General features: G+C 64.9%; 26 protein-coding genes. 13 read left to right on the forward strand and 13 right to left on the reverse strand.

Annotated elements, in window-relative coordinates; translation table 11 throughout:
* Window positions 1–65 precede the first annotated feature (65 nt).
* Entirely contained in the window at window positions 66–752 is a 687-nt protein-coding gene (locus tag A3736_RS06995; RefSeq protein ID WP_067680899.1) for a DUF4136 domain-containing protein, read from the forward strand.
* Between the two features lie 62 nt (window positions 753–814).
* Here the strand turns inward: A3736_RS06995 and A3736_RS07000 are convergent, their stop codons facing one another.
* Entirely contained in the window at window positions 815–1,873 is a 1,059-nt protein-coding gene (locus tag A3736_RS07000) for a transcriptional regulator (protein WP_067680902.1), read from the reverse strand.
* A gap of 147 nt (window positions 1,874–2,020) precedes the next feature.
* Here A3736_RS07000 and A3736_RS07005 point away from each other — a divergent pair, with 147 nt between their 5' ends.
* Window positions 2,021–2,575: a hypothetical protein gene (locus tag A3736_RS07005; RefSeq protein WP_067680905.1), complete on the forward strand. Its 555-nt coding sequence runs from the start codon at window positions 2,021–2,023 to the stop codon at window positions 2,573–2,575.
* Here the strand turns inward: A3736_RS07005 and dut are convergent.
* The gene (dut, locus tag A3736_RS07010; protein WP_067680907.1) at window positions 2,572–3,033 is read right to left on the reverse strand and encodes a dUTP diphosphatase; all 462 of its coding nucleotides are present in this window, start codon (window positions 3,031–3,033) and stop codon (window positions 2,572–2,574) included. The two genes, A3736_RS07005 and dut, sit on opposite strands and share 4 nt — an antisense overlap.
* Window positions 3,026–4,651 (reverse strand): phosphopantothenate--cysteine ligase family flavoprotein, encoded by a 1,626-nt coding sequence (locus A3736_RS07015; protein WP_067680910.1) that lies wholly within the window; start codon window positions 4,649–4,651, stop codon window positions 3,026–3,028. The genes dut and A3736_RS07015 overlap by 8 nt, the downstream gene beginning before the upstream one ends.
* Window positions 4,652–4,825: 174 nt before the next feature.
* Between A3736_RS07015 and A3736_RS07020 the strand changes: the two genes are divergently transcribed.
* The gene (locus A3736_RS07020) at window positions 4,826–5,245 is read left to right on the forward strand and encodes a hypothetical protein (protein WP_067680911.1); all 420 of its coding nucleotides are present in this window, start codon (window positions 4,826–4,828) and stop codon (window positions 5,243–5,245) included.
* Here the strand turns inward: A3736_RS07020 and A3736_RS07025 are convergent.
* From A3736_RS07025 to A3736_RS07035, 3 genes are read right to left on the reverse strand one after another with little or no spacing between them, the layout of a single operon-like run.
* Window positions 5,196–6,332 (reverse strand): hypothetical protein, encoded by a 1,137-nt coding sequence (locus A3736_RS07025; RefSeq protein WP_067680914.1) that lies wholly within the window; start codon window positions 6,330–6,332, stop codon window positions 5,196–5,198. The genes A3736_RS07020 and A3736_RS07025 overlap by 50 nt on opposite strands.
* The gene (gene ubiB, locus A3736_RS07030) at window positions 6,299–7,855 is read right to left on the reverse strand and encodes a 2-polyprenylphenol 6-hydroxylase (RefSeq protein WP_067680920.1); all 1,557 of its coding nucleotides are present in this window, start codon (window positions 7,853–7,855) and stop codon (window positions 6,299–6,301) included. Before ubiB ends, A3736_RS07025 begins: the two co-directional genes overlap by 34 nt.
* A 4-nt stretch (window positions 7,856–7,859) precedes the next feature.
* On the reverse strand, window positions 7,860–8,609 hold the full coding sequence (locus A3736_RS07035) for a class I SAM-dependent methyltransferase (protein WP_067680923.1): 750 nt from the start codon (window positions 8,607–8,609) through the stop codon (window positions 7,860–7,862).
* A 56-nt stretch (window positions 8,610–8,665) separates the two neighbouring features.
* Between A3736_RS07035 and mutM the strand changes: the two genes are divergently transcribed.
* The 5 genes from mutM (at window position 8,666) to A3736_RS07060 (ending at window position 13,145) form a co-directional block, all read left to right on the forward strand.
* Window positions 8,666–9,493, forward strand: coding sequence for a bifunctional DNA-formamidopyrimidine glycosylase/DNA-(apurinic or apyrimidinic site) lyase (gene mutM / locus A3736_RS07040; RefSeq protein WP_067680926.1), 828 nt, complete (start codon window positions 8,666–8,668; stop codon window positions 9,491–9,493).
* Window positions 9,494–9,650: 157 nt separating this feature from the next.
* The gene (gene rpsT / locus A3736_RS07045; RefSeq protein ID WP_067680929.1) at window positions 9,651–9,911 is read left to right on the forward strand and encodes a 30S ribosomal protein S20; all 261 of its coding nucleotides are present in this window, start codon (window positions 9,651–9,653) and stop codon (window positions 9,909–9,911) included.
* Between the two features lie 546 nt (window positions 9,912–10,457).
* Window positions 10,458–11,870, forward strand: coding sequence for a chromosomal replication initiator protein DnaA (dnaA, locus tag A3736_RS07050; RefSeq protein WP_156502030.1), 1,413 nt, complete (start codon window positions 10,458–10,460; stop codon window positions 11,868–11,870).
* A 76-nt stretch (window positions 11,871–11,946) separates the two neighbouring features.
* On the forward strand, window positions 11,947–12,363 hold the full coding sequence (locus tag A3736_RS07055) for a DUF983 domain-containing protein (RefSeq protein WP_067680932.1): 417 nt from the start codon (window positions 11,947–11,949) through the stop codon (window positions 12,361–12,363).
* Window positions 12,360–13,145, forward strand: a complete 786-nt coding sequence (locus A3736_RS07060) for a HesA/MoeB/ThiF family protein (protein ID WP_197465530.1) — start codon at window positions 12,360–12,362, stop codon at window positions 13,143–13,145. The genes A3736_RS07055 and A3736_RS07060 overlap by 4 nt, the downstream gene beginning before the upstream one ends.
* Window positions 13,146–13,715: 570 nt before the next feature.
* Here the strand turns inward: A3736_RS07060 and A3736_RS07070 are convergent.
* Window positions 13,716–14,426 carry an NAD-dependent deacylase gene (locus A3736_RS07070; protein WP_067680938.1) on the reverse strand — a complete coding sequence of 237 codons (711 nt, stop codon included), beginning with the start codon at window positions 14,424–14,426 and terminating at the stop codon, window positions 13,716–13,718.
* A 35-nt stretch (window positions 14,427–14,461) separates the two neighbouring features.
* Here A3736_RS07070 and dapB point away from each other — a divergent pair, with 35 nt between their 5' ends.
* From dapB to A3736_RS07085, 3 genes are read left to right on the forward strand one after another with little or no spacing between them, the layout of a single operon-like run.
* Window positions 14,462–15,190, forward strand: coding sequence for a 4-hydroxy-tetrahydrodipicolinate reductase (dapB, locus tag A3736_RS07075; protein WP_067680941.1), 729 nt, complete (start codon window positions 14,462–14,464; stop codon window positions 15,188–15,190).
* Window positions 15,191–15,195: 5 nt separating this feature from the next.
* The gene (nth, locus tag A3736_RS07080; protein ID WP_067680944.1) at window positions 15,196–15,861 is read left to right on the forward strand and encodes an endonuclease III; all 666 of its coding nucleotides are present in this window, start codon (window positions 15,196–15,198) and stop codon (window positions 15,859–15,861) included.
* A gap of 38 nt (window positions 15,862–15,899) precedes the next feature.
* Window positions 15,900–16,322, forward strand: a complete 423-nt coding sequence (locus A3736_RS07085) for a hypothetical protein (protein WP_067680947.1) — start codon at window positions 15,900–15,902, stop codon at window positions 16,320–16,322.
* 3 nt (window positions 16,323–16,325) lie between these two features.
* Here the strand turns inward: A3736_RS07085 and A3736_RS07090 are convergent, their stop codons facing one another.
* Window positions 16,326–17,582 (reverse strand): dicarboxylate/amino acid:cation symporter, encoded by a 1,257-nt coding sequence (locus tag A3736_RS07090; RefSeq protein ID WP_067680950.1) that lies wholly within the window; start codon window positions 17,580–17,582, stop codon window positions 16,326–16,328.
* Window positions 17,583–17,677: 95 nt separating this feature from the next.
* The gene (gene dapE, locus A3736_RS07095; RefSeq protein ID WP_067680953.1) at window positions 17,678–18,811 is read right to left on the reverse strand and encodes a succinyl-diaminopimelate desuccinylase; all 1,134 of its coding nucleotides are present in this window, start codon (window positions 18,809–18,811) and stop codon (window positions 17,678–17,680) included.
* A gap of 29 nt (window positions 18,812–18,840) precedes the next feature.
* Here dapE and A3736_RS07100 point away from each other — a divergent pair, with 29 nt between their 5' ends.
* Window positions 18,841–19,308 carry a cupin domain-containing protein gene (locus A3736_RS07100; RefSeq protein ID WP_067680956.1) on the forward strand — a complete coding sequence of 156 codons (468 nt, stop codon included), beginning with the start codon at window positions 18,841–18,843 and terminating at the stop codon, window positions 19,306–19,308.
* On the opposite strand, the gene A3736_RS07105 is transcribed toward A3736_RS07100, so the two are convergent.
* Both A3736_RS07105 and A3736_RS07110 read right to left on the reverse strand, forming a co-directional pair.
* Window positions 19,305–20,171 carry a S1/P1 nuclease gene (locus A3736_RS07105; protein WP_067680964.1) on the reverse strand — a complete coding sequence of 289 codons (867 nt, stop codon included), beginning with the start codon at window positions 20,169–20,171 and terminating at the stop codon, window positions 19,305–19,307. The two genes, A3736_RS07100 and A3736_RS07105, sit on opposite strands and share 4 nt — an antisense overlap.
* A complete protein-coding gene (locus A3736_RS07110; protein WP_067680985.1) occupies window positions 20,171–20,839 on the reverse strand; it encodes a glutathione S-transferase family protein in 669 nt (222 codons plus the stop codon). Before A3736_RS07110 ends, A3736_RS07105 begins: the two co-directional genes overlap by 1 nt.
* Window positions 20,840–20,942: 103 nt before the next feature.
* Here A3736_RS07110 and A3736_RS07115 point away from each other — a divergent pair, with 103 nt between their 5' ends.
* Window positions 20,943–21,359, forward strand: coding sequence for a VOC family protein (locus tag A3736_RS07115; protein ID WP_067680966.1), 417 nt, complete (start codon window positions 20,943–20,945; stop codon window positions 21,357–21,359).
* Window positions 21,360–21,416: 57 nt separating this feature from the next.
* Here A3736_RS07115 and A3736_RS07120 read toward each other — a convergent pair whose 3' ends face one another.
* Together A3736_RS07120 and yihA are read right to left on the reverse strand one after the other, a co-directional pair.
* Complete coding sequence (locus A3736_RS07120) at window positions 21,417–22,652, reverse strand: methyl-accepting chemotaxis protein (RefSeq protein ID WP_197465531.1); 1,236 nt, start codon at window positions 22,650–22,652, stop codon at window positions 21,417–21,419.
* 142 nt (window positions 22,653–22,794) lie between these two features.
* On the reverse strand, window positions 22,795–23,285 hold a 491-nt coding region (yihA, locus tag A3736_RS07125; RefSeq protein WP_067680972.1), incomplete at its 5' end, for a ribosome biogenesis GTP-binding protein YihA/YsxC.

Raw genomic sequence — 23,285 nt, forward strand, 5'->3', positions numbered from 1 at the left:
GACAGGTAGTGACAGGCAGGGGAAAGGGCCCGCGCAGCGCGATTCGAACTTCGAAAGGACTATCTATGACCTTCGCATCGCAAGGTTGGGGGCGCATCGCCAGGAAAGCCTCCGTACCTCTTCTTCTCGCCAGCCTCGCGGCGTGCGCGACGCCGTCATTCAAGGCGGACGTATCCCGTTTCCAGACCCAGCTCCCCGCGCCGACGGGCGAAAGCTTCTTCGTCGTCGCCGACGATCCCGCTCTGGCGGGCGGCCTCGAATTCGCGCTCTATGCAGACGAGGTCGAGGAAGAGATGCAGCGTCTGGGCTATGCGCAGGCCGCCTCTCCCGAAGCAGCCAGCCTGCTGGTCCGCTTCGATTACGGTGTCGATAACGGGCGCGAGCGCATTCGCAGCACCGGCGTGCGCGATCCGTTCTACGATCCGTGGTATCGCTTCAGCCCCTATCGCTCGCGCCTCGCCTATCGCGGCTTTTACGGGCGGCCCTGGGGATACGGGTTCTACGATCCGTGGTTCGGCGGCTCGGACATCCGCAGCTACACCGTCTACACCAGCGGCATCGATCTGAAGATCGACCGTGCCGCATCGGGCGAGCGTCTGTTCGAAGGCAAGGCCGAAGCGGTTTCGACCTCCGACCGCCTGCAATATCTGGTGCCGAACCTTGTCGAAGCCATGTTCACCGATTTCCCCGGCAATTCGGGCGAGACCGTGCGCATTTCGATCGCACCGGAAGACAAGGCCGCGCGCCGCTAAACCGGCCGGAGCCGAAACATCTGTCGAAAGGGCGGCATCGCGAGGTGCCGCCCTTTTCGCATCTAGTCTCGCCCGGTCCGGCCCCTGAACGCGAGCCAGACAGCACCGATGGTCCCGGCGCTGAGGATCGCGCCTTCCACGATCGTCGCCGCCGACAGTGTGCGCGGGCCGAAGCCATTTTCGCCGAGAACGGTCCCAAGGCCTTCCATCTCGAGCCGCGTATCGCCGAGCCCCAGCTGCAAGGCATACAGCGACCCGCCCAATAGTCGGCCCCCGACGAGGTCGATCGCCAACCCGCCCAGCGCGCCCACGAGAATCGCGAGAAGCGCCGCCACCGCGATCCCGCTCCGCCGAATCCATGCCAGCCAGAGCGCGCAACCGATCGCGCCGCCCATGATCAGGCCTTCGACCAGGCTCGCCACCGCGCCGATCGATTGCGAGGTCAGGAGGCCCACGCCGTCCCTGCCCATCGTCCCGCCCAGCGCGCCCACCGCCATGCCGCCCAGCATGGCTCCGGCGATCAGCACCGCATCGATCCGCCCCCGCCATGCAAAAGCGCTCGCCATGCCAAGCCCGATGCCCGCTCCCGCGAGAGTGCCCAGCAAAGCGACGAGCGCTGTCAGCACCAGCGCGGTCGATGCGCCGCCCGACGCCCCAGCAATGCCGTAGAACAGACCGCCGATAACGCCGGTCAATGTCCCGCCAAGAGTGGTCGCTGCGGCGAGGCGTCCGGGGCCGGGTTCCTGCTGCAAAAGTACAGAGGTGTATGCGCTCTCAACCACGCTTTGAGCTTCAGCTTCCTCCTCGACCTCGGCCAGGAAGCGATAGCCGTGCTTGGGCACGGTCTGGATGAAGCGCGGATTGCCCGCCTCGTCGCCCAGAGCGCGGCGCAGAGTGCGGATGCATTGAGTCAGCGCCTCGTCCGTCACCGGAATGCCGCGCCAGACTTCGTCCATGAAGCGGTCCTTGGACACCAGCGCCCCGCGCGCTTCCACCAGCAGGACCAGAGCGTCGAAATAGCGGCTGCCGAGATCGAGCGGCGCGCCATCGCGGCAGACCTGCCGGTCGGCGCGATCGAGCGCGAATCCATCGAACCACAGGATGGGCAAAGTGTCGGTCATGCTCCCCTCTTCGCGCTTCGGCCTATGCCAAAGGAGTCGCGACGGGAAGGTTTTCACGCCTAGCTTCGGCTTTCCTCAGGAATTGCTCATGCCGCTCAGGCGCATGGCAAGGCATAGGATCGCCATCGAAACCGCAGGAATTGAACCATGATCGACTCGCCCCAGCCCCCCTCGTCCCAATCACACTTCTTCAACGGCTGGCGCATCGCCGGGTGGAGCGCGGCGCTGGCGCTGCTGCTGTTGCCCGCCATCGCTATGCGCTTCACCGACGAGGTAGAGTGGACCGCGCTCGATTTCGTCTTTGCCGGCGTGCTGCTCTTCTCGCTCGGCATGGGGCTGGAGATTGCAGTGCGAGTCGGACGCGGCGGCATGCATACGCTCGGCCTCGCCATCGCGGCGGTCGCGGGCTTCCTCACTCTGTGGGCCAATGCGGCGGTCGGGTTCATCGGGGCCGAAGGGGAGCCGGTGAATATCGCCATCAGCCTGATGGTCGTCGCCGCAGCCATCGTCACGCTCGCCGTGCGTTTTCGCCCCAAAATATTGCGCTTCGTGTTTGCAGGCGTCGCGCTGGGGCAGATCGCGTCGGGACTCTATGCGACGAGCGCCATGCCTGGCCACGAAGTCGAATGGGGCATTCTGATCGTCTTTGCCGGCATCTGGAGCACGGCGGCAATGTGCTTCCACCGCGCGGCGAGCGCTTAGCCCAGTTTCGCGTGGCCGCCGGTCGATCCAAAGCCGCCCGTCCCGCGCGCGGTCTCGTCCAGCTCCTCCACCTCGCTCCAGCGTGCCTGCACCACCGGGGCGAGGACGAGCTGCGCGATCCGGTCGCCCCGCGCGATGGCGAAATCTTCGCCACCGTGATTGATCAGGATGACCTTCAATTCGCCGCGATAGTCTGAATCGATAGTGCCCGGCGTGTTGGGCACGGTGATCCCATGCTTGAGCGCGAGCCCCGAACGCGGGCGCACCTGGACCTCGTACCCTTGGGGGATCGCCAGCGCGAACCCAGTCGCCACCGCATGGCGTGCGCCGGGCGCGATCGTGCATTCTTCCGCCGCCAGCACGTCCATGCCCGCCGCGCCTTTCGTAGCGTAGGCAGGCAGCGCCAGCCCCGCCCCATGCGCCAGACGCTTGATCTTCACGCCCACCGGATCAGTCATGCGCTTCCTCCAGCACCGCAGCCGCGCGGCGCAACAGCTCGCGCGCGACATCCTGCTTGGGCATTTCGTCCAGAGTCTCGACGCCATCTTTCGTGACGATGTGGACCCGGTTGCGATCGCCGCCCATCACCGAACCCTGCCCCGTATCGGCGACATCGTTGGCGACGATCCAGTCCGCCCCCTTGCGCACCCGCTTCGCGACCGCATTGTCGACGACGTTTTCGGTCTCCGCCGCGAACCCGATCAACAAGGCCGGGCGATCTTCGGCCTGGCCCAGGCTTGCCAGAATATCCGGATTTTCCGCGAGTTCGAGCGCGGGCGGGCGCGATCCGCGCTTCTTGATCTTCTGTCCGGCAGGCAGGCTCGCCTTCCAGTCCGCGACGGCGGCCACCATGAAGGCCGCATCGGCGGGCAGCGCCGCACGCACCGCTTCAGCCATTTCTTCCGCGCTTTCGACATCCACCCGGTCGACGCCGAGCGGGGTCGGCAAATGCACCGGCCCAGCGATCAACGTCACCCGCGCACCCGCCGCAGCGGCCATGGCGGCGATGGCGAAGCCCTGCTTTCCCGAGCTGCGATTGGCGATGTAGCGCACCGGATCGATCGCTTCGTGCGTCGGCCCGGCGGTGACGAGCACATGCCGCCCGTAAAGCGGGCGATGCGCGGGATCGGTGTCGAATTCCGCCTGCCCGTCGAGAGGATCGGGTTCGGGCGCGACCTGCCGTCCGACTTCGTGATTGATCGCCTCGCGATCGGTGGGCGGAGCGGCGGCGGCCTTGCCCTTGATCGCCAGAAGAGGCCCGGTATCGAGCGCGTCGGGCGACGGGCCGAATTCGAGCGAGGTTTCGGGCGCAGCTTCCGGCGCGGCCCCCGCCGCGACTTCATCGAAATCCGGCAGCGCGTCGAGCTCGGCCTCCAGATCGTCATGGCTGCGCCGTTCGGTGCTGCGCGGGATAATCGCCGACAGGAGCGAGCCCAGCCCGCCGCCACGCGCCGGTGGCGCAGCGAGGTCTTCCTCCGGCACGTCCAGCCATTCGTCGCCAAGATCGGGTGCGGGAAGGCCCGGCACTTCGATGTCGAGATCGAGCTTGTCGGCAATGGCGCGCAGGATCGCGGGCGGTTCGGGCAGCCGCCCCGGCCCGAATTCGCCGCAGGCCATCGGCCCTTCGTCGGGATCGACCACAGTGACGCCCGCCTGCCGCAGCCATTCCGCGTTGCGCTGCGTCGCCTCGTGCTCCCACATCCGCACGTTCATGGCAGGCACGGCCAGCACGGGCTTGTCGGTGGCGAGGATCAGCGTGGTCGCCAGATCGTCGGCAATGCCCGCCGCCATCTTGGCGAGCATATTGGCAGTCGCCGGGCAGACGACGACGAGATCCGCCTCGCGCGACAATTGGATATGGCCCATCTCGACCTCGTCCTTGAGATCGAACAGCGAGGTATAGACCTTGTTCTCGCTCAATGCGGCGAGCGACATGGGCGTGACGAATTGCGCGCCCCCGTCGGTCAGTACGCAGGTCACGCTGGCGCCCGCCTTGCGGATCAGGCGCACGAGTTCGCAGGATTTGTAGGCCGCGATGCCGCCGCCGATCACCAACAGGATGCGCGGCCCGCTCATCGCCGCGATCCGCCCGTCATGGCGGTCGCTCGTCGAAGAGGCGCAACGCGCTGCCGATTAACCCGATATCTCATCGCTCCGCCTGCTAGCGCGCCCGGATCGCGAAGGCCAGCGGGCTTGCGTAGCGGGTGCGCGCAGGCCTAACGCGCGAATCGAAGATTGGGAGAGAAAACAATGCATTTCGTCTTGAGCGCCCTCGTCGCCTTGCTGGCGCTGCTCGATCTGATGCTGGGCGTGGGTTTTCTCGTGAACCCGGCGGCATCGGGCGCGGATTTCGGACTGTCGGCGGTTGATGCACTGAATGGCGGAGCCGAGGGACTTTCGGCGATGCGGGCGGACTTCACGGCCTTCTTCCTGGTCGCTGCCGGTTTCATGGGCCTCGGCGCGTGGCGCCGCCGGGGCGACGTGCTGACCGTGCCGCTCGCTCTCTTCGCAATCGCCTTTACCGGACGGCTGATCAATCTGCTGGTCGTGGGCAGCTATGAAGGTTGGTGGCTGCCGATGGCGGTAGAACTCGGCCATGTCGCGATCCTGGCGCTGGCCATCAAGGTGTGGCCGTGGCGGCGGCGTCGCTCGAAATTTCGCGCAGGCTGAGCGCGTCCACAATGGCGCGCGGCACGAAAGCGAGGCCTACGCCGTAGGCCGGCACGACGAGGCCCATCCAGTAGAAATTCTCCAGCCGCGCGAACAGGGCGACGAACAGGAGGAACCCGGCAAACCAGCCGAGCGCCAGCGTCCCCAGCCGCCCGCCCAGCGCGGCCCAGCCGAGCAGCGGCAGCACGCCGAGCGGCCCGGCGATCCAGGCCGGAAGCTCCTGCAGGATCGTCAGCAGGTTGATCCCGTACAGCGGCAAGGCCGGGCCGATCAGAGCCTGCCACCCTTCCGAAACGAGATCGCCCGGAAGACGCGCCGCCGCCACGGCATTCGCGTGGAGGACCAATCCGATCGCGAGGACCGCCAGAGCGGCCCCCAACGCCATCGCCCGCGACAATCGCTTTTGCGAAATCGCCAGCGCAGTCCATAAGAGCAGGAACGGCACGGCGAGCAACCGCAGCGCGCTGGCGCAGAAGGCCAGAGCCAGCGCGGCCGGAAAAAATCGTTCCGACAGGGCCAGCGCGAGTGAGATCATCAGTCCGGCAAGCGCTTCGTGGCTGGTCGCGATCTCGGGAATCAGCGCGACCACGCCGAACAGCGCCACCAGCCCTGCCGCCCCCATCCGCTCGTACCGCGAGCCGCGCGTCTTGAGCGCCGCATGCCAAGCCAGGATATCGGCGACCCACAACAGGATCGCGATGGCCCGCCATCCCGCAGCATCCCATAGCGCCGTCGTCCAGGCCAGCACCGGCGTACGGACGGTAACGAACGGAGCGGTAGGGTATTTCGTGCGCCGATGTTCGTCGGTCGCGACCGCGTAATATTCCTCGCCCGCCGCCACGCGCGCATTGATCGTGCGGTAGAGATCCATGTCGACTCGCGCGCCTTCTTCGCTGCGCGCGGAGTTCTGGGTTTGCAGCCGCTGGTCGAGCGTTTGCAGGCTGGTTGCATTGGCGATGCAAGCGATGGCCGTCAGGATCAGCAGGAGAACGCCCGCCCAGCGCGGGAAAAGGCGTAACGGACGCTCGGGCAGCGCGCCGAAACGCCCCGAAATCAGCCGATCCAGCCCTGCGCCGCGGCCAGCCATGCCAGTCCCCCTCCGCCAAGAGCCGCGACGAGGTAGCCTAACCAGCCCCGCTCGCGCTTGCGCCGCTCGCCGATAAGCTCGATCTCCGGCAGAGGCGGCGGTTCGGGCGCACCGCCGCGCGGCGGATACATCTCTTCCAGCCGCCGGATCAGCGCAGGCACGCGCAGCAGCGTCTCGGTATCCTCGCGAATCCGGTCGGCCAGCGCGGCTTCGGGGCCCAGTTCGTCGCGGATCCATTCGCGCACGAAGGGCGCACTCACATCCCACATATTGATCTTGGGATTGAGCTGGGTGGCGATCCCTTCGACCATCACCATCGTTTTCTGAAGCAAAAGTAGATGCGGCTGGGTCTGCATGTCGAAATCGCGCGTGATGGCGAACAGCCCATCGAGCATCTGGCCGACGCTCAATTCGCTCACCGGCTTGCCGCGCATCGGTTCGCCCACCGCCCGCAGCGCGGTGGCGAATTCGTCGACCGAATGGTGGGAAGGCACGTATTGCGCCTCGAAATGAATCTCGGCGACGCGGCGATAATCGCCCGTGGTCAGCCCGTAGAGGATTTCCGCCAGCCATTGCCGCGCCTGCCGGTCGATCCGGCCCATGATACCGAAATCGATCGCCGCGATCGTCCCGTCCGGCTTCACGAACAGATTGCCCTGATGCATGTCGGCGTGGAAATAGCCGTAGCTGATCGCCTGTTTGAGGAAGGCCAGCACCAGCCGTTCGGCCAGATCGGGCAGATCATGTCCCTGCGCGATCAGCTCTTCGGTGCGTGATATCTTGGTGCCGTCGATCCATTCGATCGTCATCACCCGGCCATTGGTGCGATCCCAATCGACCTGCGGAATCATATAGCGCGGCGTGCCGCGCATCGCTTCCGAGAGTTCGGACGCACTCGCCGCCTCGCGCCTGAGGTCGAGTTCGCGCAGAGTCCAGCGCTTGAAATTGGCGATGGTCAGCGCCGGGCGCAGGCGGCGCACTTCGCCCGTCCCCATCGCTTCCAGATGCGCCGCCGCCCATTCGTAGGTCTGGATGTCGCGCGCGAAGCGTTCGCGGATGCCGGGGCGAAGAACCTTGATCGCCACGGTTCGCCCGTCGGTGGTGACGCCGCGATGGACCTGCGCGATTGAGGCCGCGCCGACCGGATCGGGCTCGATCGACTGGAACAGCGTGTCGAGCGGCTGGCCGAAGGCAGCTTCCATTGCCGCCTCGATCTGCGCGAAGGGCACGGGCGCCAGACTGTCCTGCAACCCGAGAAGGTTCGACGCCGCATCCTCGCCCACAAGATCGGGCCGGGTCGCCAGTGTTTGGCCGAGCTTGATTGCGGCCGGACCGATCGCCTGGAAGGCACCGGCGTAATCGGGCTGGCGGGATTTTACCGTGCCAATGCTGAAGAGGCCGATCAGCCGCTTGACCGGAGCCGGGGTGTTCGGATCGTTTTGAACACCGCGCAAGGCGCCGTGGCGCGCGGCGATGCGCGCCCATTTCCCCAGTCGCCAGATATGCGTTGCGGGTCTGGTCAAATGCTCAGACCTTCCACCCGGAATGGATCGCGACAAGACCGCCCATGATCGGCTCCACTCGCGTGTTTTCGAAGCCTGCATCGCGGATCATGCGTTCAAATTCCGGCATGGGCGGAAAGCGGCGGATCGATTCGATCAGGTAGCGATAGCTATCCTCGTCACCCGCCACCATCTTACCGATCTGCGGCACCAGCTTGTGCGAATAGAGATCGTAGGCTTCCCTGAAGCCGGGCCATTCGACAGTGCTGAATTCGAGGCAGAAGAACCGCCCGCCGAATTTGAGCACGCGATGCGCTTCCCTCAGCGCCTTGTCGATCCGGGTCACGTTGCGGATGCCGAAGGCGATCGTATAGGCGTCGAACTGGCGCGCGGGATAGCTCAGCTCTTCCGCGTTCTGGCACGACCAGGAAAGGCCGGTGATGCCGCGTTCCATCGCGCGTTCGATCCCGACGTCGAGCATGTCCTGATTGATATCGGCCACGGTCACTTCCGCGCCGCGTTCCGCCATGCGGAAAGCAATGTCGCCCGTGCCCCCCGCCATGTCGAGCACCGCTTCACCGTGCTGGGGCTTCACCCGTTTGACGAAGCGGTCCTTCCACAGCCGGTGCATGCCCCCCGACATCGCATCGTTCATGATGTCGTATTTGCTGGCGACATTCGAAAAGACCGCGCCGACGCGGGCGGCTTTCTCGTCCGCAGCGATATCCTCGTATCCGAAGGAGACAGTGTCGTGGTCGGGAGTGGGCTGATCCATGACGCGAAGCCTTAGGGGGAATTGCCGGGACGGCAAAGGGGTGTCAGAGGCAGATCATGCCGGAACTTCCCGAAGTCGAAACCACGGTGCGCGGGCTGGCGCGCTATCTCGACGGCGAAACGATCACGCGGGTGACCGTAAACCGCCCCGATCTGCGCCGCCCCTTCCCGCCCGACCTCGTCCAGGCGCTCACCGGCGCGCGCGTATCTGGCCTGTCGCGCCGGGCGAAATACGGGCTGATCCATACCAATCGCGATCACGTCATGGTGTTTCATCTCGGCATGAGCGGGCGCTGGCGAATCGATCCCGAAAGCGCGGAGACGCACGACCATCTGGTGCTGGAAACTGCCGCGCACCGCTTCGCCCTCAATGATCCGCGCCGCTTCGGATCGGTGGATTTGCTGACGGTGCCCGAGCTCGATCTCTGGAAACCCTTCGCCGCGCTCGGCCCGGAACCGTTGGGCGATGCGCTGACGGCAGCGCATCTGCGCAGCGCGACCGCGGGGCGCAAGCCCGCGATCAAGTTGCTCCTGCTGGACCAGCGCGTGGTCGCCGGGCTCGGCAATATCTATGTCTGCGAGGCGCTATGGCGCGCGCGCATCGATCCGCGCAAGACCGGGGCGAAGGTCACCCGGCCCCAGCTCGAACGGCTCGTCCCCGCGATCCGCGACGTCCTCGAACAGTCGATCCGCGACGGCGGCTCCACCCTGCGCGATTTTGCGCAGCCCGATGGCGAGCTGGGCTATTTCGCCACCCGCTTCGACGTCTACGGGCGCGAGGGGCAGGCCTGCCACCGCGCCGATGAGGAGAGCTGTGGCGGCACGATCCGCCGCGTGGTACAGGCCGGGCGCAGCACATGGTTCTGCCCGGTCTGTCAGCGCTGATCCGGCCGCGCGGTAAATTCCTTGACGATTCGCGCCCGCCCCCGTATGTGCGCCGCTTTCCGGCGGTAATGCGCCGTCTCTTTAATTCGAGATTCGATCAACCAACGCGCCGCTCCATCAGGCAGGCGCCCAAGCTACGAGCCAGACAAGGACCGACATGGCCAATACGCCGCAAGCCAAGAAGCGCATCCGCCGCAACGAGCGCCGGGCCGAAGTGAACACCGCCCGCATGAGCCGCATCCGCACGCACCTCAAGAAGGTCGAAAGCGCAGTGGCCGAAGGCGACAAGAAAGCTGCGAGCGATGCCCTTCAGGCCGCGCAGCCCGAACTGGCCCGCGGCGTGTCGCGCGGCGTGATCCACAAGAACACCGCCGCGCGCAAGATGAGCCGGCTGTCGAAGCGGGTCGCCGCCCTCTAAGACAAGCGGCTGCACCGGCCCTTGCGGGTCGGCAAGCCACGAATATTCGGAAAGGCCGTTGCGAGGAATCGCAGCGGCCTTTTCGCGTCTGAGCACCCTTCGTCATACCGTGTCTCAGACCCGTAACCGCCCTGTCACATGCGCCGCGCGCAAGCCTCCGGAATCTCATGATTCGCGAGCGTTTGAGCGGATAAAAACGAACCGATTCATTGGCTTGAACGGCGGCCTGCGGGTCTTGGCGGGTCAAGCGCTTTATTTCAGATTTTTTGCCTTGTCCCCACTTGCGACTCGCTTCGAGACCGACCTACAACATGGCCACGCCGGGCGACTGGACAGCGCCCGGCTTCACAATCTGATTGAGCGGGGGAGCCGCCGGATCAGCGATTCCGGGGCAGTGCGAAGCTTTATCGAAATGCCTTCTCGGGGGCTTGGGGCGCTGGAAATGCGTGCGTTTCCGGTGACGGGACGGGTGTGCGTACGATGGGTAGAACAAGTGGCGGGGCGCAAGAGCGCCAGCCGGAACGGCAGAAGGGTCGGGACGATTTAATGGAAGACCTCGAAGCTATCAATCTCGCGGCGGACTGGGCGGATATCAGCCAGGGCCTGCGCAAGGATCTGGGCCACCAGCTGCACAGCCAGTGGATAAAGCCGATTCAAATCGGCGGGATCGACCGCGAAACCGGCACGCTCGACCTGTTCCTGCCCACCGAATTCTCGGCGAAATGGGTGCAGGACAGGTTTGCGGATCGCCTCTCGCTCGCGTGGAAGATCGCGTCCGCCGAAGTGCGCAATGTGCGCATCAGCGTGCATCCCGGCCGCCGCAAGGTCGCCGACCCGCACCTTCACTCCGATGGGCGGCGCGCCGCCAATGACGGTGCCGACACCGGCATGATGGCGATAGCCGCCGACACGATCGGCGATGCTGGTTTCACATCGCATGTCGGACTGGATGCTTCGCTCACTTTCGCAGCCTTCGTGACCGGCGAAGCGAACGTGCTGGCCTGTAACGCCGCCCAGCGCATGGCCGCACCCGAGCAGCCCCAGTTCAGCCCGCTCTATCTCAAGGCGGGCACCGGTCAGGGCAAGACGCATCTGCTGCACGCGATCGGCCACAGCTTTCTGAAATCCCATCCGCGCAGCCGGATATTCTATTGCAGCGCCGAACGCTTCATGGTCGAATTCGTCCAGGCGTTGAAACAGAACCAGATGATGGAATTCAAGGCGCGCCTGCGCAGCTTCGATCTCCTGCTGGTGGACGACATCCAGTTCATCATCGGCAAGGCTTCGGCGCAGGAGGAGCTGCTCTATACGATCGACGCGCTGCTGGCCGAAGGCAAACGCCTGGTCTTTGCCGCGGATCGCGCGCCCCAGGCGCTCGACGGAGTCGAACCGCGCCTGCTCTCGCGCCTATCGATGGGCCTCGTCGCGGACATCCAGCCCGCCGATATCGAATTGCGCAAGACGATCCTGGAATCGAAGCTGACTAAGTTCGCCCCGCTCGAAGTGCCGGGCGATGTAATCGAATTCCTCGCTCGTACCATCACGCGCAATGTCCGTGAGCTGGTCGGCGGGCTGAACAAGCTGATCGCCTATGCCCAGCTGACGGGACAGGAAGTCTCGCTCCAGCTGGCCGAAGAACAGCTCACCGATATCCTGTCGGCCAATCGCCGCCGGATAACGATCGACGAGATCCAGCGGACCGTCTGCCAGTTCTACCGCATCGACCGCAGCGAAATGAGCAGCAAGCGCCGTGCCCGCGCCGTAGTGCGCCCGCGCCAGGTGGCGATGTATCTGTCGAAGGTGCTCACGCCGCGCAGCTATCCCGAGATCGGCCGCAAATTCGGCGGGCGCGACCATTCGACCGTGATCCACGCCGTCCGCCTGATCGAGGATCTGCGTCAGCGCGATGCCGATATGGACGGAGACGTGCGCAGCCTGCTGCGCCAGCTGGAAAGCTGAGGGATTCGATCTTAGCGCTGACTCCGCGCCGGAAAATTGGGTTCCGGCGCGGCCTTCGAACGCCTAGGGCAGGCGCATGGCCCCCTCCCCACCATCTTACGACTTGCCGCACAGCTTCCTGGCCGCGATCCTGCGCGGCTTTCTCGGCAAATGTCCGCGGTGCGGTGAGGGCCGGCTGTTCCGCGCCTGGCTGAAGCCCAAGGATCATTGCCCGTGCTGCGCGCTCGACCTGCGTGAGCAGCGCTCCGACGATTTTCCCGCCTATGTCGCCATCTTCATCACCGGCCACGTCCTCGCACCGATCCTGATCATGCTGGTGCTCGATTTCGAGCTTTCGATCCTCGCCTTGACCATTATCGTCTTCGCCATGGCGATCGCGATGCTGATGGCGCTCATCCAGCCGTCGAAGGGCGCGGTGATCGCGCTCCAGTGGTGGAACGGGATGCACGGCTTCAAGCGCGAGCGAGCCCTTTCCGAAGACGGCGAACCATGACTCGCGGCCCCGCTTTGTCCGAAGCCCGCCTCGACCGCTTCGCGCGCCATATCGTCCTGCCTGAAATCGGCGGTGCGGGGCAGGTCTCGCTGGCGGGCAGGCATCTCGTTCTGATCGGGCTCGGCGGGATCGGCAGCCCGGCCCTCCAATATCTGGCGGCGGCGGGTATCGGGAAGCTCACTTTGGTGGACGACGATCGGGTCGAACTGTCGAATCTCCAGCGCCAGACACTCTATTCGACCCGCGATATCGGCCATGGCAAGGCAGTGATCGCCAAGCGGTGGATCACCGGCTTCGACCCCGACCTCGACGTGACGATCAGCGATCGCCGGATCGATGCCGCCAATGCCGAGGCGCTGGTCGAGGATGCCGATCTCGTGCTCGACGGGACGGATACCTTCGCCACTCGCCTCGCCGTGTCGGACGCCTGCGTGCGCGCGGGCGTGCCCTTGCTCGCCGCTGCGGTCGGCCGTTTTCAGGGCCAGGTGGGCGCCTTTGCCGGGCACCGCGAGGATCAGGCCTGCTACCGCTGCTTCGTGGGCGATGCGTTCGACGCGGACGATTGCGACACCTGTGCCGAGGACGGGATGCTGGGCGCGATGGCCGGCTGGACCGCCAGCTTCGCCGCGATGCAGGCAGTACGCGTCCTGCTCGACGGGGTCACCGATTTCGGCGGCGCCCAATGGGGGACGGTGCATCTGATGGACGGGATGGCCCCCGCCATGCGCAGTTTCCGCATTGCCAAGGATCCGGCCTGCAAGGGATGCGGATCGGGAGAATGATGGTTTAGCTCAAGCGTGAAAACCTATCAGCACGAACTTCCTGCCTGGTCATTTTCCTTCCCAGTCAGCGCGCCATATTGTCGGAGTTTCCGTTTCGCGGCTGCAACGAGATCAAGCGATCTACGATAATTTCGTGCGCATTGCCCCCCATATGGCCGAACGATCCGGACTCCTGCGTTTTTCGGCCTAGGAACCTAATTTGGAAGATCGCGCCGTCCTGAAAACGATCTACGGAGACTGGCCTCTGGCCTTCGGAGAACGTTAGATAGGTCCCAGTCCCATATTCCGTCAGCTTGCACTCCGTGGCTGGCGCTGGACAGAAACGAGAACCCTCAAACTCGTTTACCCAAAGGCCTACCCATTCCCGCTGGCGTTGCATGGGGAAGCAGCGATCTGTCGGGCCGTTCAGCGCTTCGAACCCTTCGCGCTTCGCCCTTTCAACACATTCTTTGGTCATAGTCGGAAAGGTGTTACGGACCAGAGCGACATCATCCTCGGAGAGGACCGGGGTTTTCTGATCGCAACTCGGAAGCCCTAGAAAAGATGCGAACAGGATGAAGGCAGCGCTTCTCATCTCCCGACGATCTCCTCCACCCATTCGGGCACCAGCACGCTCGCCGGGCCGTGTCGGGATTCGTCGAACCAGTGCGAGCCCTGGCTGGCTTCGAGATTGAGTTCGAGCGTTTGTACGCCGAGATCGCGCGCGTTCCGGACGAAACCGGCGGCGGGATAGACCGCGCCCGACGTGCCGATCGAGACGAACAGATCCGCTTCGCGCAGCGCGGCGAAAATGCGGTCCATCTCGTAAGGCATCTCGCCAAACCAGACGACATCGGGGCGCAAGGCCTTCTCGCCGCAATCGGGGCAGGCGGGCCGGTCGATCAGAGTACCCCGCCATGGACTGCGTATGTCGCAGGCAGTGCACCAGGCGTTGAGATGCGTGCCGTGCATGTGCAGCACGCGGTTCGCCCCGGCGCGTTCGTGCAGATCGTCGACATTCTGCGTGACGATCAACAACTCGCCGCTCCATTCGCGGTCCAGCTTGGCCAGCGCCTCGTGCGCGGGGTTCGGCTGCTTCGTCTGGATCGCTTCGCGGCGCATGTCGTAGAAGCGCAGCACAAGCTCCGGATCGCGTTCGAACGCTTCGGGCGTGGCGACATCCTCGACCCGGTGCTGCTCCCACAACCCGCCTTCCGCGCGAAAGGTGTCGATGCCGCTTTCCGCGCTCACGCCAGCGCCGGTGAGAATGACGATATTGCGTATGTCGGATCGGTCGGCCATGCGGACGTTCAAGCACAGGCGAGCGGGGAGTGGCAATGGCGCGGATCGGTATAATCGGGAGCGAAGGAGCAATGGGCGCGGCCCTGATCTCCGTCGTGGAGCGATCGGACCACGAATTATCGGGCGGGATCGATCGCGGTGGCGATCCGGCAGGGCTTGCCGACCGGTCGGACGTGCTGGTGGATTTCAGCGCGCCCCAGGCATTGGACGCCAATCTCCACGCGGCGATCGGGGCAGGCATTCCGCTGGTGATCGGCACTACCGGGCTGGAAGCGCGCCACCATCAGGCGATCGACAATGCCGCGCGCGCGGTGCCCGTGCTTCAGACCGGCAACACCTCGCTCGGCGTGACGCTGCTTGCCCATCTGGTGCGCGAGGCGGCTGAGCGTCTGGGGCCGGACTGGGATATCGAGATTCTGGAAATGCACCACCGTCGCAAGGTCGATGCACCCAGCGGCACCGCGCTTCTGTTGGGCGAGGCGGCAGCTGAGGGCCGCGAGATTACGCTGGCCGAGAATTCGGAACGGGGGAGAGACGGCCAGACCGGCGCGCGGGCGGAAGGCGCGATCGGCTTCGCCAGCCTGCGCGGCGGCACCGTGGCGGGCGAGCACAGCGTGATTCTGGCGGGCGAGGAAGAGCGCATCACTCTGTCCCACAGCGCCGAAAACCGCTCGATCTTCGCGCGCGGTGCCATCCGCGCGGCGGGCTGGCTGATCGGGCGCGAGCCGGGGCGGTACCGGATGGACGACGTCCTCGGCCTCTGACGCGCATGACCAAGGACCAGATCTTCGAATTCTTCCGCCGCTTGGCGGAGGACAACCCCGCGCCCGAGACCGAGCTCGAATACGGCAATGCCTACCAGCTCGTCGTGGCCGTGGCGCTCTCCGCGCAGGCGACCGATGTCGGCGTCAACAAGGCGACCCGCGCGCTGTTTCGCGAAGTCGAGAAGCCGCAGCAGATGCTCGACCTGGGTGAAGAGGGGCTGAAGCAGCATATCAAGACGATCGGCCTGTTCAATTCCAAGGCCAAGAACGTGATCGCGCTCTCGCAGCTTCTGGTCGACGAATACGGGGGCGAGGTGCCCGGCACGCGCGAGGATCTCGTCCGCCTGCCCGGCGTGGGGCGCAAGACTGCCAATGTCGTCCTCAATTGCTGGTTCGGTCAGGAGACTTTCGCGGTCGACACGCACATATTGCGCGTCGGCAATCGCACCGGCCTCGCCAAGGGCAAGACGCCCGATCAGGTCGAAGCCAAGCTGGAGAAGCGCGTTCCCCAGCCCTTCCGCCTGCATGCCCATCACTGGCTGATCCTGCACGGCCGCTATGTCTGCAAGGCACGCACGCCCGAATGCTGGCGCTGCCGGGTGGCGGATCTGTGCAGTTATCGGAAGAAGACTCCGGAACCTGCCCGCAAGGCGCCGGTTCGAAAGGAGTAGGCTTCAAACGGCGAAGCCGCCTTTCAAGGAGACGACCGATGCTCCGCCCCGTACTTTACTCCGGCTTCATCTCGGCAAGCCTCGCGCTGATATCGGGCTGCGCCCCGCTCGGCACCAGCCGCACCTTTGTGAGCGATGCACGCCCCGCCGCTGCGGTGGGCGAGGCGCAGCGCTGCATAAACACCTCGCTGATCTCGCGCCAGACGGTTCAGGACGACCGCACCATCGATTTCCGGCTGGGCTCGACCATCTATCGCAACACGCTCCCCTCGCCCTGCCCGCGCTTGGGATCGCTGCGCTCGATCGCCTACGAGCCGCTGGCCGGTCAGTTATGCGCCAATCAGACGGTCCGCGTGATCGATCCGATCGACGGCGGCGCATCGCGGGGTGCTGTCTGCGGTCTCGGCGATTTCGTCCCGGTCGAATATGTCGATCGGACGAAAGACGCGATGGGCTCCTGATCCCTAGACGTCGTCCGCCGAGATCATCTCCGCGCGGTCCAGCTCTCCCGTCATGCTCGCCACCGTCACGGCCACCGCCGCGTCACCGCTGACATTCGTCGTAGTGCGCATCATGTCCATGATCCGGTCGATCCCCGCAACCAGAGCGATGGTTTCGAGCGGCACGCCGACCGCGCCGAACACCAGCACCATCATAATCAGGCCCGCACCCGGAATGCCCGCCGCGCCGATCGCGCCCAGCGTGCCGAGGATGGAGATCAGGAAATAATCGTTCCAGGTCAGGTCCACGCCGAAGGCCTGTGCCCCGAAGATCGTGGCGAGGCCGAGATACATGGCCGTACCGTTCATGTTGATCGTTGCCCCCAGCGAGATCACGAAGGCGGCGACCGATTTCGACACGCCGAGATTACGCTCCGCACAGCGCAGGGTCACAGGCAGGGTCGCGTTGGAGCTGGCGGTCGAGTAGCTGACCGCGATCGCATCGGTGATCCCGCGGAAGAAATCGATCACCGGCAGCTTGGCCAGGAATTTGATCATCCCGGCATAGATCAGCCCGATTATCAGCAGACAGCCGAAATAGTTGAGCGCGACGAGGATACCGAGCGCCTGAAGCGCCTGCAGCCCCAGCGTGCCCGCTACCCACGCCATCAGCGCGAAGACGCCGAACGGAGTCAGTTCCATCACGATCATGGTGACCTTCTGCATCACCACCGATCCGCTTTCGAAGATGGCGAGCACGGGCTTGCCCTCTTCCTTCGCCATCAGAATGCCGATGCCGATCAAGAGCGAGAACACGATCAGCGGCAGGACATTCACATCCGCCATCACCTGAACCGGGCTGTCGGGCACCACTTCCAGGATCATGTCACGGAAGGTGACCGCCTGTTCCTGCCGCGCCTGCGCATTTTCGAGCGCGCCCTGATCGAGGGCCATCGTGCTGCCATCGATCCGCGATCCGGGGGTGAAGAAGCTGCCGATGGCAAGGCCGAGCCACACCGCCATCTGCCCGGTCACGACGAACAGCAACAACGCGCGCCAGCCGACGCTGCCGAGCTTCCTCAAATCCCCGATACTGGCGACGCCTGCGACGAGGCTGAAGAAGATCAGCGGCACCACCAGCATCTTGATGAAGGCGATGAAGATATCGCCGATGATCTTGATGCTTTCCGCGCCCGGCCCCCAGACGAAGCCGACGATCACGCCGAGAACGAGCGCCGCGATGACGCGCTGCCACAGCGGAATGGCGAACCAGGTTTTCATGTTTTGGCTTCCCTACCCGAATTTCGCGCGAAGCTACGCAAAGCGAGGAGGGAAGGGAAGCGTGCTTGCAGGAATCCTCCCCGAAAGCGGGAAGGTCAGGCCAGAGCCGCCTTGACGATACGCGCGTAGATCCGGGTCAAGACGTGCAGATCCTCTACCGCCACGGCCTCGTCGCGTTTGTGCATGGTCGCATTGACCAGCCCGAATTCGATCACCGGACATACGGCGCGCAGGAAGCGCGCGTCAGACGTGCCCCCGGTGGTGGAAGGCTCGGGATCGACGCCGGTTTCCGCCTTTACTGCGTCGGCGATGATGGCGGAAAACTCGCCCGGCGGGGTCAGGAACGGCTCGCCGGAGACGATGGGCAGCGCAGTGCCGCCATGCTTCTTCGCGATGGCGACGACCTTTTCGGACAACGAGGCGCCCGAATGCGTGTCGTTGAAGCGGATCGAGATGCGCGCCTTGGCCACGGCCGGGATGACGTTGTGGGCGGTGTTGCCGACTTCCAGATCGGTGATTTCGAGATTGGAAGGTTGGAACCAGTCGGTGCCCTCGTCGAGCACCAGCGCGTCCAATTCGGCTAGCATGGCGACCAGCTTCGGGATGGGATTGTCGGCGAGGTGGGGATAGGCGACGTGGCCCTGCGTCCCCTCGACCTCCAGCCAGATATTGACCGAGCCCCTGCGGCCGATCTTCATCATGGTGCCCAGGCGATTGACGCTGGTGGGTTCGCCGACGAGACAGAGATCGGGCTCTTCGCCGTGCTCGCGCATCCAGTCGATTAGCGCGCGCGTGCCATGGAGCGCGGGGCCTTCCTCGTCGCCCGTGATGATGAAGCTGATCGTACCCGCATCCTCCGGCACATCCGCCACCGCCGCCGCCATGCAGGCGATCGCCCCCTTCATGTCGACCGCGCCGCGCCCGTAAAGCAGATCGCCTCTGATTTCCGGCTCGAACGCCCCGCTCGCCCAGCCTTCACCCGGAGGGACCACGTCAAGATGGCCGGCAAAGGCGAAATGTTTCGATCCCGCCGGACCGCGTCGCACCGCGAAGAGATTTTCGACCGGCGCCTCCGGCGATCCCGCCTCGCCATCGCCCCGCGTGAAACGCGTGACTGTAAAGCCGAGCGGAGCCAGCATGTCTTCCATCGCGTCGAACACCGCGCCGGTGGCGGGGGTGACGCTGGGCGCGGCGATCAGCCGCTTGGCGAAGTCGAGAACATCGGTCATCCTTGGTGCGCTAGCAGGAGTGCGCGCCCATGCCCAAGCTCGATCTCGACGCCATCCCGAAAACCAATCTCACCGGCTATCCGACGCCTTTCGACGAGGACGTGGCGGGCCGCTGGTATCGCCGCCTCGCGCCCGTCGCAGGGCTGACCAAGCTGGGCGCGAGCCATGTGACGCTGGAGCCGGGCGCGTATTCGTCACAGCGGCACTGGCATCGCGGGCAGGACGAGCTGGTGGTGATGCTCGAAGGCGAAGCGGTGCTGATCGAGGATGGGGGCGAGACCGTGGTACGCGCCGGAGATGTCCTCGCCTGGCCTGCGGGTGTGGATGACGGCCATCGGCTCCACAATCGCTCCGACGAGCCGTGCGTGTACGTGGCAATCAGCGGCGGGGACCGCGCGAAGGATTCGGGCGAATATTCCGATATCGATCTCGTATTCGATGCCGAGGGGTATGCCCGCAAGGACGGCACTCGGTACGACGCGGAACGCCCGGCCTAGCGTTCGTCCACCACCAGCGGTCCCGGCGCGAACGCGGCGTCGAGCGCTTCGGCAATCCTCAGCCCGGCCTGCAATACGCGCCGTCGTGCGATCGGAATGGCGCGATCGATCGCCTGCTGGTCGAGTACGGTCCGCTCTGCCAGATCGCCCGTGCACGGATCGCAGCCATAGGCGTTGGGATAGACGAAATCGCGCGACAGTTGCCAGCTTTCACGACCCCAATCCGCCGGGCCGCCGCCCGCCAGCTCCGCGCGTTCGGCTGCCGTGTAGCGGCGCACCACCGGCGGATTGCCGCTGATCGCACGCTCGGCCAAGGGGCCGTCCCAGATCCAGTGCAGGTTTAATTGCGGCACGATCCCGTAATCGACTACCCGGTCGTTCCCTCCGCGATCGTCGAGATCGCCGGAATGAAGCGGCATGTGGATGTCGCCCGCAAAGTGGACCAGAAAGGCGAGCGCTTCGAGGCGGACATTCTCCGGCAGGCTTTCATCGGCCAGCACGCGCTGATTGCGCGTGACCTGCGCGCTGACGCAGGATCCGCCCGAACAATTCTTGCGGTCGCTGTATTCCTCGGTGATCGGTTCGGTCTGGTAGTGCCAGGGGAAGGTATAGGCCCAGCGCCAGCCTTCGCCGCGCAGGCAGTCGGGCCATACCGACGCGTCCTGAATGGTCGCCAGCGGGCAATCGGGCGTGCCGATCTGATCTTCGGCCCGCATCAACCGCTCGATGGCGCGGCGCGTTTCGGGCTTCACATTCGCTTCGGCGATGTCGGCAGTGATGGTGTGAGCGTAAAACCCCCAAGCGGAGGCCGTCTGGGGCAGCGCCAGCGCGAATGCGGCGGCGATAAGTGCGAACAGGCGCATCAGGCTTCTCCGGGCGCGGTTTCGTATTGTTCGATCACCCATTCCTCGTTCTCGGAGGCGGCGATCCAGCTCTGCATCCAGTCGTGCTCCCACACCGCTTCCATATAGGTCGCGGCGAAACCGGGCACGCCGATGCCGTAGCTGATGAAGCGGCTGACCACGGGGGCATAGAACACGTCCGCCGCGCCGAACGTGCCGAACAGGAACGGCCCGCCATCGCCGAAGCGCGCCCGCGCTTCCGCCCACAGGCCGAGGATGCGCACGATGTCGTGCTTGCACGCATCGGTGAGGTGCACGCCTTCGAAGCGCTTCCTGATATTCATCGCGCATTCGCTGCGCAGCGCGTGGTAGCTCGAATGCATTTCGGCGACCATCGCGCGGGCCATGCCGCGCGCGGTATCGTCCTTGGGCCAGAACCGCTCGCGCCCGACCTTGTCCGCGCAATATTCAAGAATCGCGAGGCTGTCCCAGATCACGGTTTCGCCGTCCCACAGGATCGGCACCTTGCCCGACGAGGCCTGGAACCCGTCCTGCTGCTTGGCGCTTTCCCACTGTTCGCCGAACATCGGCACGGTGATCTCCTCGAAGGAGAGGCCCGATTGCTTGACCGCAAGCCAGGCGCGCAGCGACCAGCTGGAATAGTTCTTGTTGCCGATAATCAGTTTCATGGGATGCCCCGTTTGCTTGGTCGCGCGGTAAAGGCTCGCCGGGACGCTGTCGAGGCGGATGCGGGCTCTAGGCGCATCGCTCGGCCAGCGGTATGAAAGCATCATGACACTGCGCCCCTTCCACCTCGCCTTCCCCGTCCGCGACCTGGCGGAGGCACGCGCCTTCTATGGCGACCTGCTCGGCTGCGGAGAGGGGAGAAGCTCGGACGAATGGGTCGATTTCGATTTCTTCGGCCATCAATTGGTAGCGCATACGGGCGGCGAGGCCGGAGACCGCGCAAGCAATTCCGTCGACGGCCAAGACGTGCCTGTTCCGCATTTCGGCGTGTTGCTGGAGATGGAGGACTGGCAGAAACTGGCGGACAGGCTGGTCGCAGCAGGCACGGTTTTCGCGATGGAGCCGACGATCCGCTTCAAGGGCCAGCCGGGCGAACAGGCCACCATGTTCTTCCGCGACCCCAGCGGCAACGCGCTTGAGTTCAAGGCGTTTGCCGACGATGCGATGATCTTCGCGAAGTAGCGCGGAAGCCGCGCGCCTGCGCACGGCACGCGGGCGAGCAGCTGCTTCGCCTCCCGCCTAAGCGGCTTCGCTTCTCGCCAGATGCGCTTCCTTGAAGCGCGTGGCACCGTTCACGAGCACCGAAACCGTCTGATCGACGCTGCGGAAACGCTGCTCCGTCCCATCCAGCGTGGCGACGAGTTTGCCGACGTCCCGATCCGCTCTCCGGCTCATGTCCCGCATGGAGGATGCCGTTGCCGCCGTTTCATCGATCGTACGCGTCACGGATCGCATTTTGGTCTTCTGGTCGGCTGTCTTGGTCCGCAAGGCCTGGGAAAGATCGTTGATACTGACGATCGCCGCTTCGATCGTATTGTTGGCGGCCAAGGCCTGCCCGACCATTTCCCGCATCTCGACGAGATCGGATTCCGTCTTTGCCGCAGCTTCGTCGATCTGCTGAGCGAGCGATTTGACCTCCTGGGCCACCACGGCGAAGCCGGTACCGGCGTTTCCGGCCAAGGCAGCCTCGATCCTTGCGTTGAGCGAGAGAAGGCGGCTTTTGTCGGCGAGCGAGCGAATGATACCGAGGACATCGTTGGCGCTGTCGACCCGCGTCACGCACGTGTCTGCTATGGTCTTTCCTGCCCGGGCGCTCTCCACGGCGATGCGGGTTTCCGACGCCACCCCATCGAGATCGAAGACCAGTTCTTCGAACAGCGTACCGATGTCGCCGGTTATGGCCGATGCATCGTTCAGGGAGTTCGCCGATCGTTCCGAAGCCGTCGCCAGTTCGGTGATAGAGGCCGACGCTTCGCGTGCCGCCGACAGCCCCTGGCCATGCTGGCTGCGCGTGTCCTTCGACGCGTCGGCCACGGACGAAATCGTGGACTGGACCTGTTCGTGAAAGAGGTCGGCCTCGGTCTGGCGCGCTTCCATCATTCTGGCGAGCTGCCGCTCGATCGTGACGTCATCGTAAGTCAGGACGGCGCCTTTGCCGTGGGAAGGAAAATAGGAAATTCTGAGGATCATCCCATCGTCGAAATGATGGAATATTTCCTTGTCCTCGCCGGCCGACTTCCAGGTCCGATGATTTTCGTGGACATTGGCGATCCGCTCTTCGGACCAGCCGACCTTCCGGCCGATACAGGCCAGGAATTCTCCGAGGCTGCTCCCCTCACCGATCGAATTCGCGTCGCAACCGAACAGGGTGAGGGCCTTCGGACCGATCAGCTGGATGATCTCGGCTTCGTCCAGGATCACGACGCCGTTCCCGATATGGGTAAGTGCGCGGGCCCAGACTTCGTTCATGCTCATTCGCGTGTCTCTTCCATGGGTGAACCCGGCTTCGGGGCCCATTCTATTGGCACACGACGGTTAACACGGATTAAAACCTTGCTGCGTGCAAACGCGCAAAAAACACCGGAGAATACGTGAATCTGTCGACTTATCCGGCGACTCAGACCCCCGCGTCGCTCAGCACCGCTGCCCTTAATTCGTCGATCCCCATGCCCTTCTCGCTGCTCGTTACATGGACATGCGGATAAGCGGCGACGTGTTTCTTGGCTTCGGCTTCGGTCGCGGCGACCACTTTGGCCAGCTCGCTCGCCTTGATCTTGTCGGCCTTGGTCAGGACTACGCGATAGCCGACCGCCGCCTCGTCGAGCATTGTCATCATCTCGCGGTCGACATCCTTCAGCCCGTGGCGGCTGTCGACGAGGACCAGATTGCGGGCCAGCACCTGCCGTCCGCGCAGATAGGTGCGGACCAGCTTGCGCCATTTCTCGACCACCGCGACCGGGGCCTTGGCAAAACCGTAGCCGGGCATGTCGACGAGGCGAAACAGCGTCGGCTCGCCCACTTCGAAGAAGTTCAGCTCCTGCGTGCGGCCCGGCGTCACCGAGGTACGCGCGATCGCGCGGCGGCCGGTCAAAGCGTTCAGCAGCGAGC

The sequence above is a fragment of the Erythrobacter sp. HI0063 genome, from assembly GCF_001635685.1.
Taxonomy (GTDB): domain Bacteria; phylum Pseudomonadota; class Alphaproteobacteria; order Sphingomonadales; family Sphingomonadaceae; genus Qipengyuania.

Coding starts and splice junctions, on each gene's coding strand:
- A3736_RS06995 (WP_067680899.1), top strand. CDS start 66: ATGACCTTCGCATCGCAAGGTTGGGGGCGCATCGCCAGGAAAGCCTCC.
- A3736_RS07000 (WP_067680902.1), bottom strand. CDS start 1,873: ATGACCGACACTTTGCCCATCCTGTGGTTCGATGGATTCGCGCTCGAT.
- A3736_RS07005 (WP_067680905.1), top strand. CDS start 2,021: ATGATCGACTCGCCCCAGCCCCCCTCGTCCCAATCACACTTCTTCAAC.
- dut (WP_067680907.1), bottom strand. CDS start 3,033: ATGACTGATCCGGTGGGCGTGAAGATCAAGCGTCTGGCGCATGGGGCG.
- A3736_RS07015 (WP_067680910.1), bottom strand. CDS start 4,651: ATGAGCGGGCCGCGCATCCTGTTGGTGATCGGCGGCGGCATCGCGGCC.
- A3736_RS07020 (WP_067680911.1), top strand. CDS start 4,826: ATGCATTTCGTCTTGAGCGCCCTCGTCGCCTTGCTGGCGCTGCTCGAT.
- A3736_RS07025 (WP_067680914.1), bottom strand. CDS start 6,332: ATGGCTGGCCGCGGCGCAGGGCTGGATCGGCTGATTTCGGGGCGTTTC.
- A3736_RS07035 (WP_067680923.1), bottom strand. CDS start 8,609: ATGGATCAGCCCACTCCCGACCACGACACTGTCTCCTTCGGATACGAG.
- mutM (WP_067680926.1), top strand. CDS start 8,666: ATGCCGGAACTTCCCGAAGTCGAAACCACGGTGCGCGGGCTGGCGCGC.
- rpsT (WP_067680929.1), top strand. CDS start 9,651: ATGGCCAATACGCCGCAAGCCAAGAAGCGCATCCGCCGCAACGAGCGC.
- dnaA (WP_156502030.1), top strand. CDS start 10,458: ATGGAAGACCTCGAAGCTATCAATCTCGCGGCGGACTGGGCGGATATC.
- A3736_RS07055 (WP_067680932.1), top strand. CDS start 11,947: ATGGCCCCCTCCCCACCATCTTACGACTTGCCGCACAGCTTCCTGGCC.
- A3736_RS07060 (WP_197465530.1), top strand. CDS start 12,360: ATGACTCGCGGCCCCGCTTTGTCCGAAGCCCGCCTCGACCGCTTCGCG.
- A3736_RS07070 (WP_067680938.1), bottom strand. CDS start 14,426: ATGGCCGACCGATCCGACATACGCAATATCGTCATTCTCACCGGCGCT.
- dapB (WP_067680941.1), top strand. CDS start 14,462: ATGGCGCGGATCGGTATAATCGGGAGCGAAGGAGCAATGGGCGCGGCC.
- nth (WP_067680944.1), top strand. CDS start 15,196: ATGACCAAGGACCAGATCTTCGAATTCTTCCGCCGCTTGGCGGAGGAC.
- A3736_RS07085 (WP_067680947.1), top strand. CDS start 15,900: ATGCTCCGCCCCGTACTTTACTCCGGCTTCATCTCGGCAAGCCTCGCG.
- A3736_RS07090 (WP_067680950.1), bottom strand. CDS start 17,582: ATGAAAACCTGGTTCGCCATTCCGCTGTGGCAGCGCGTCATCGCGGCG.
- dapE (WP_067680953.1), bottom strand. CDS start 18,811: ATGACCGATGTTCTCGACTTCGCCAAGCGGCTGATCGCCGCGCCCAGC.
- A3736_RS07100 (WP_067680956.1), top strand. CDS start 18,841: ATGCCCAAGCTCGATCTCGACGCCATCCCGAAAACCAATCTCACCGGC.
- A3736_RS07105 (WP_067680964.1), bottom strand. CDS start 20,171: ATGCGCCTGTTCGCACTTATCGCCGCCGCATTCGCGCTGGCGCTGCCC.
- A3736_RS07110 (WP_067680985.1), bottom strand. CDS start 20,839: ATGAAACTGATTATCGGCAACAAGAACTATTCCAGCTGGTCGCTGCGC.
- A3736_RS07115 (WP_067680966.1), top strand. CDS start 20,943: ATGACACTGCGCCCCTTCCACCTCGCCTTCCCCGTCCGCGACCTGGCG.
- A3736_RS07120 (WP_197465531.1), bottom strand. CDS start 22,652: ATGAGCATGAACGAAGTCTGGGCCCGCGCACTTACCCATATCGGGAAC.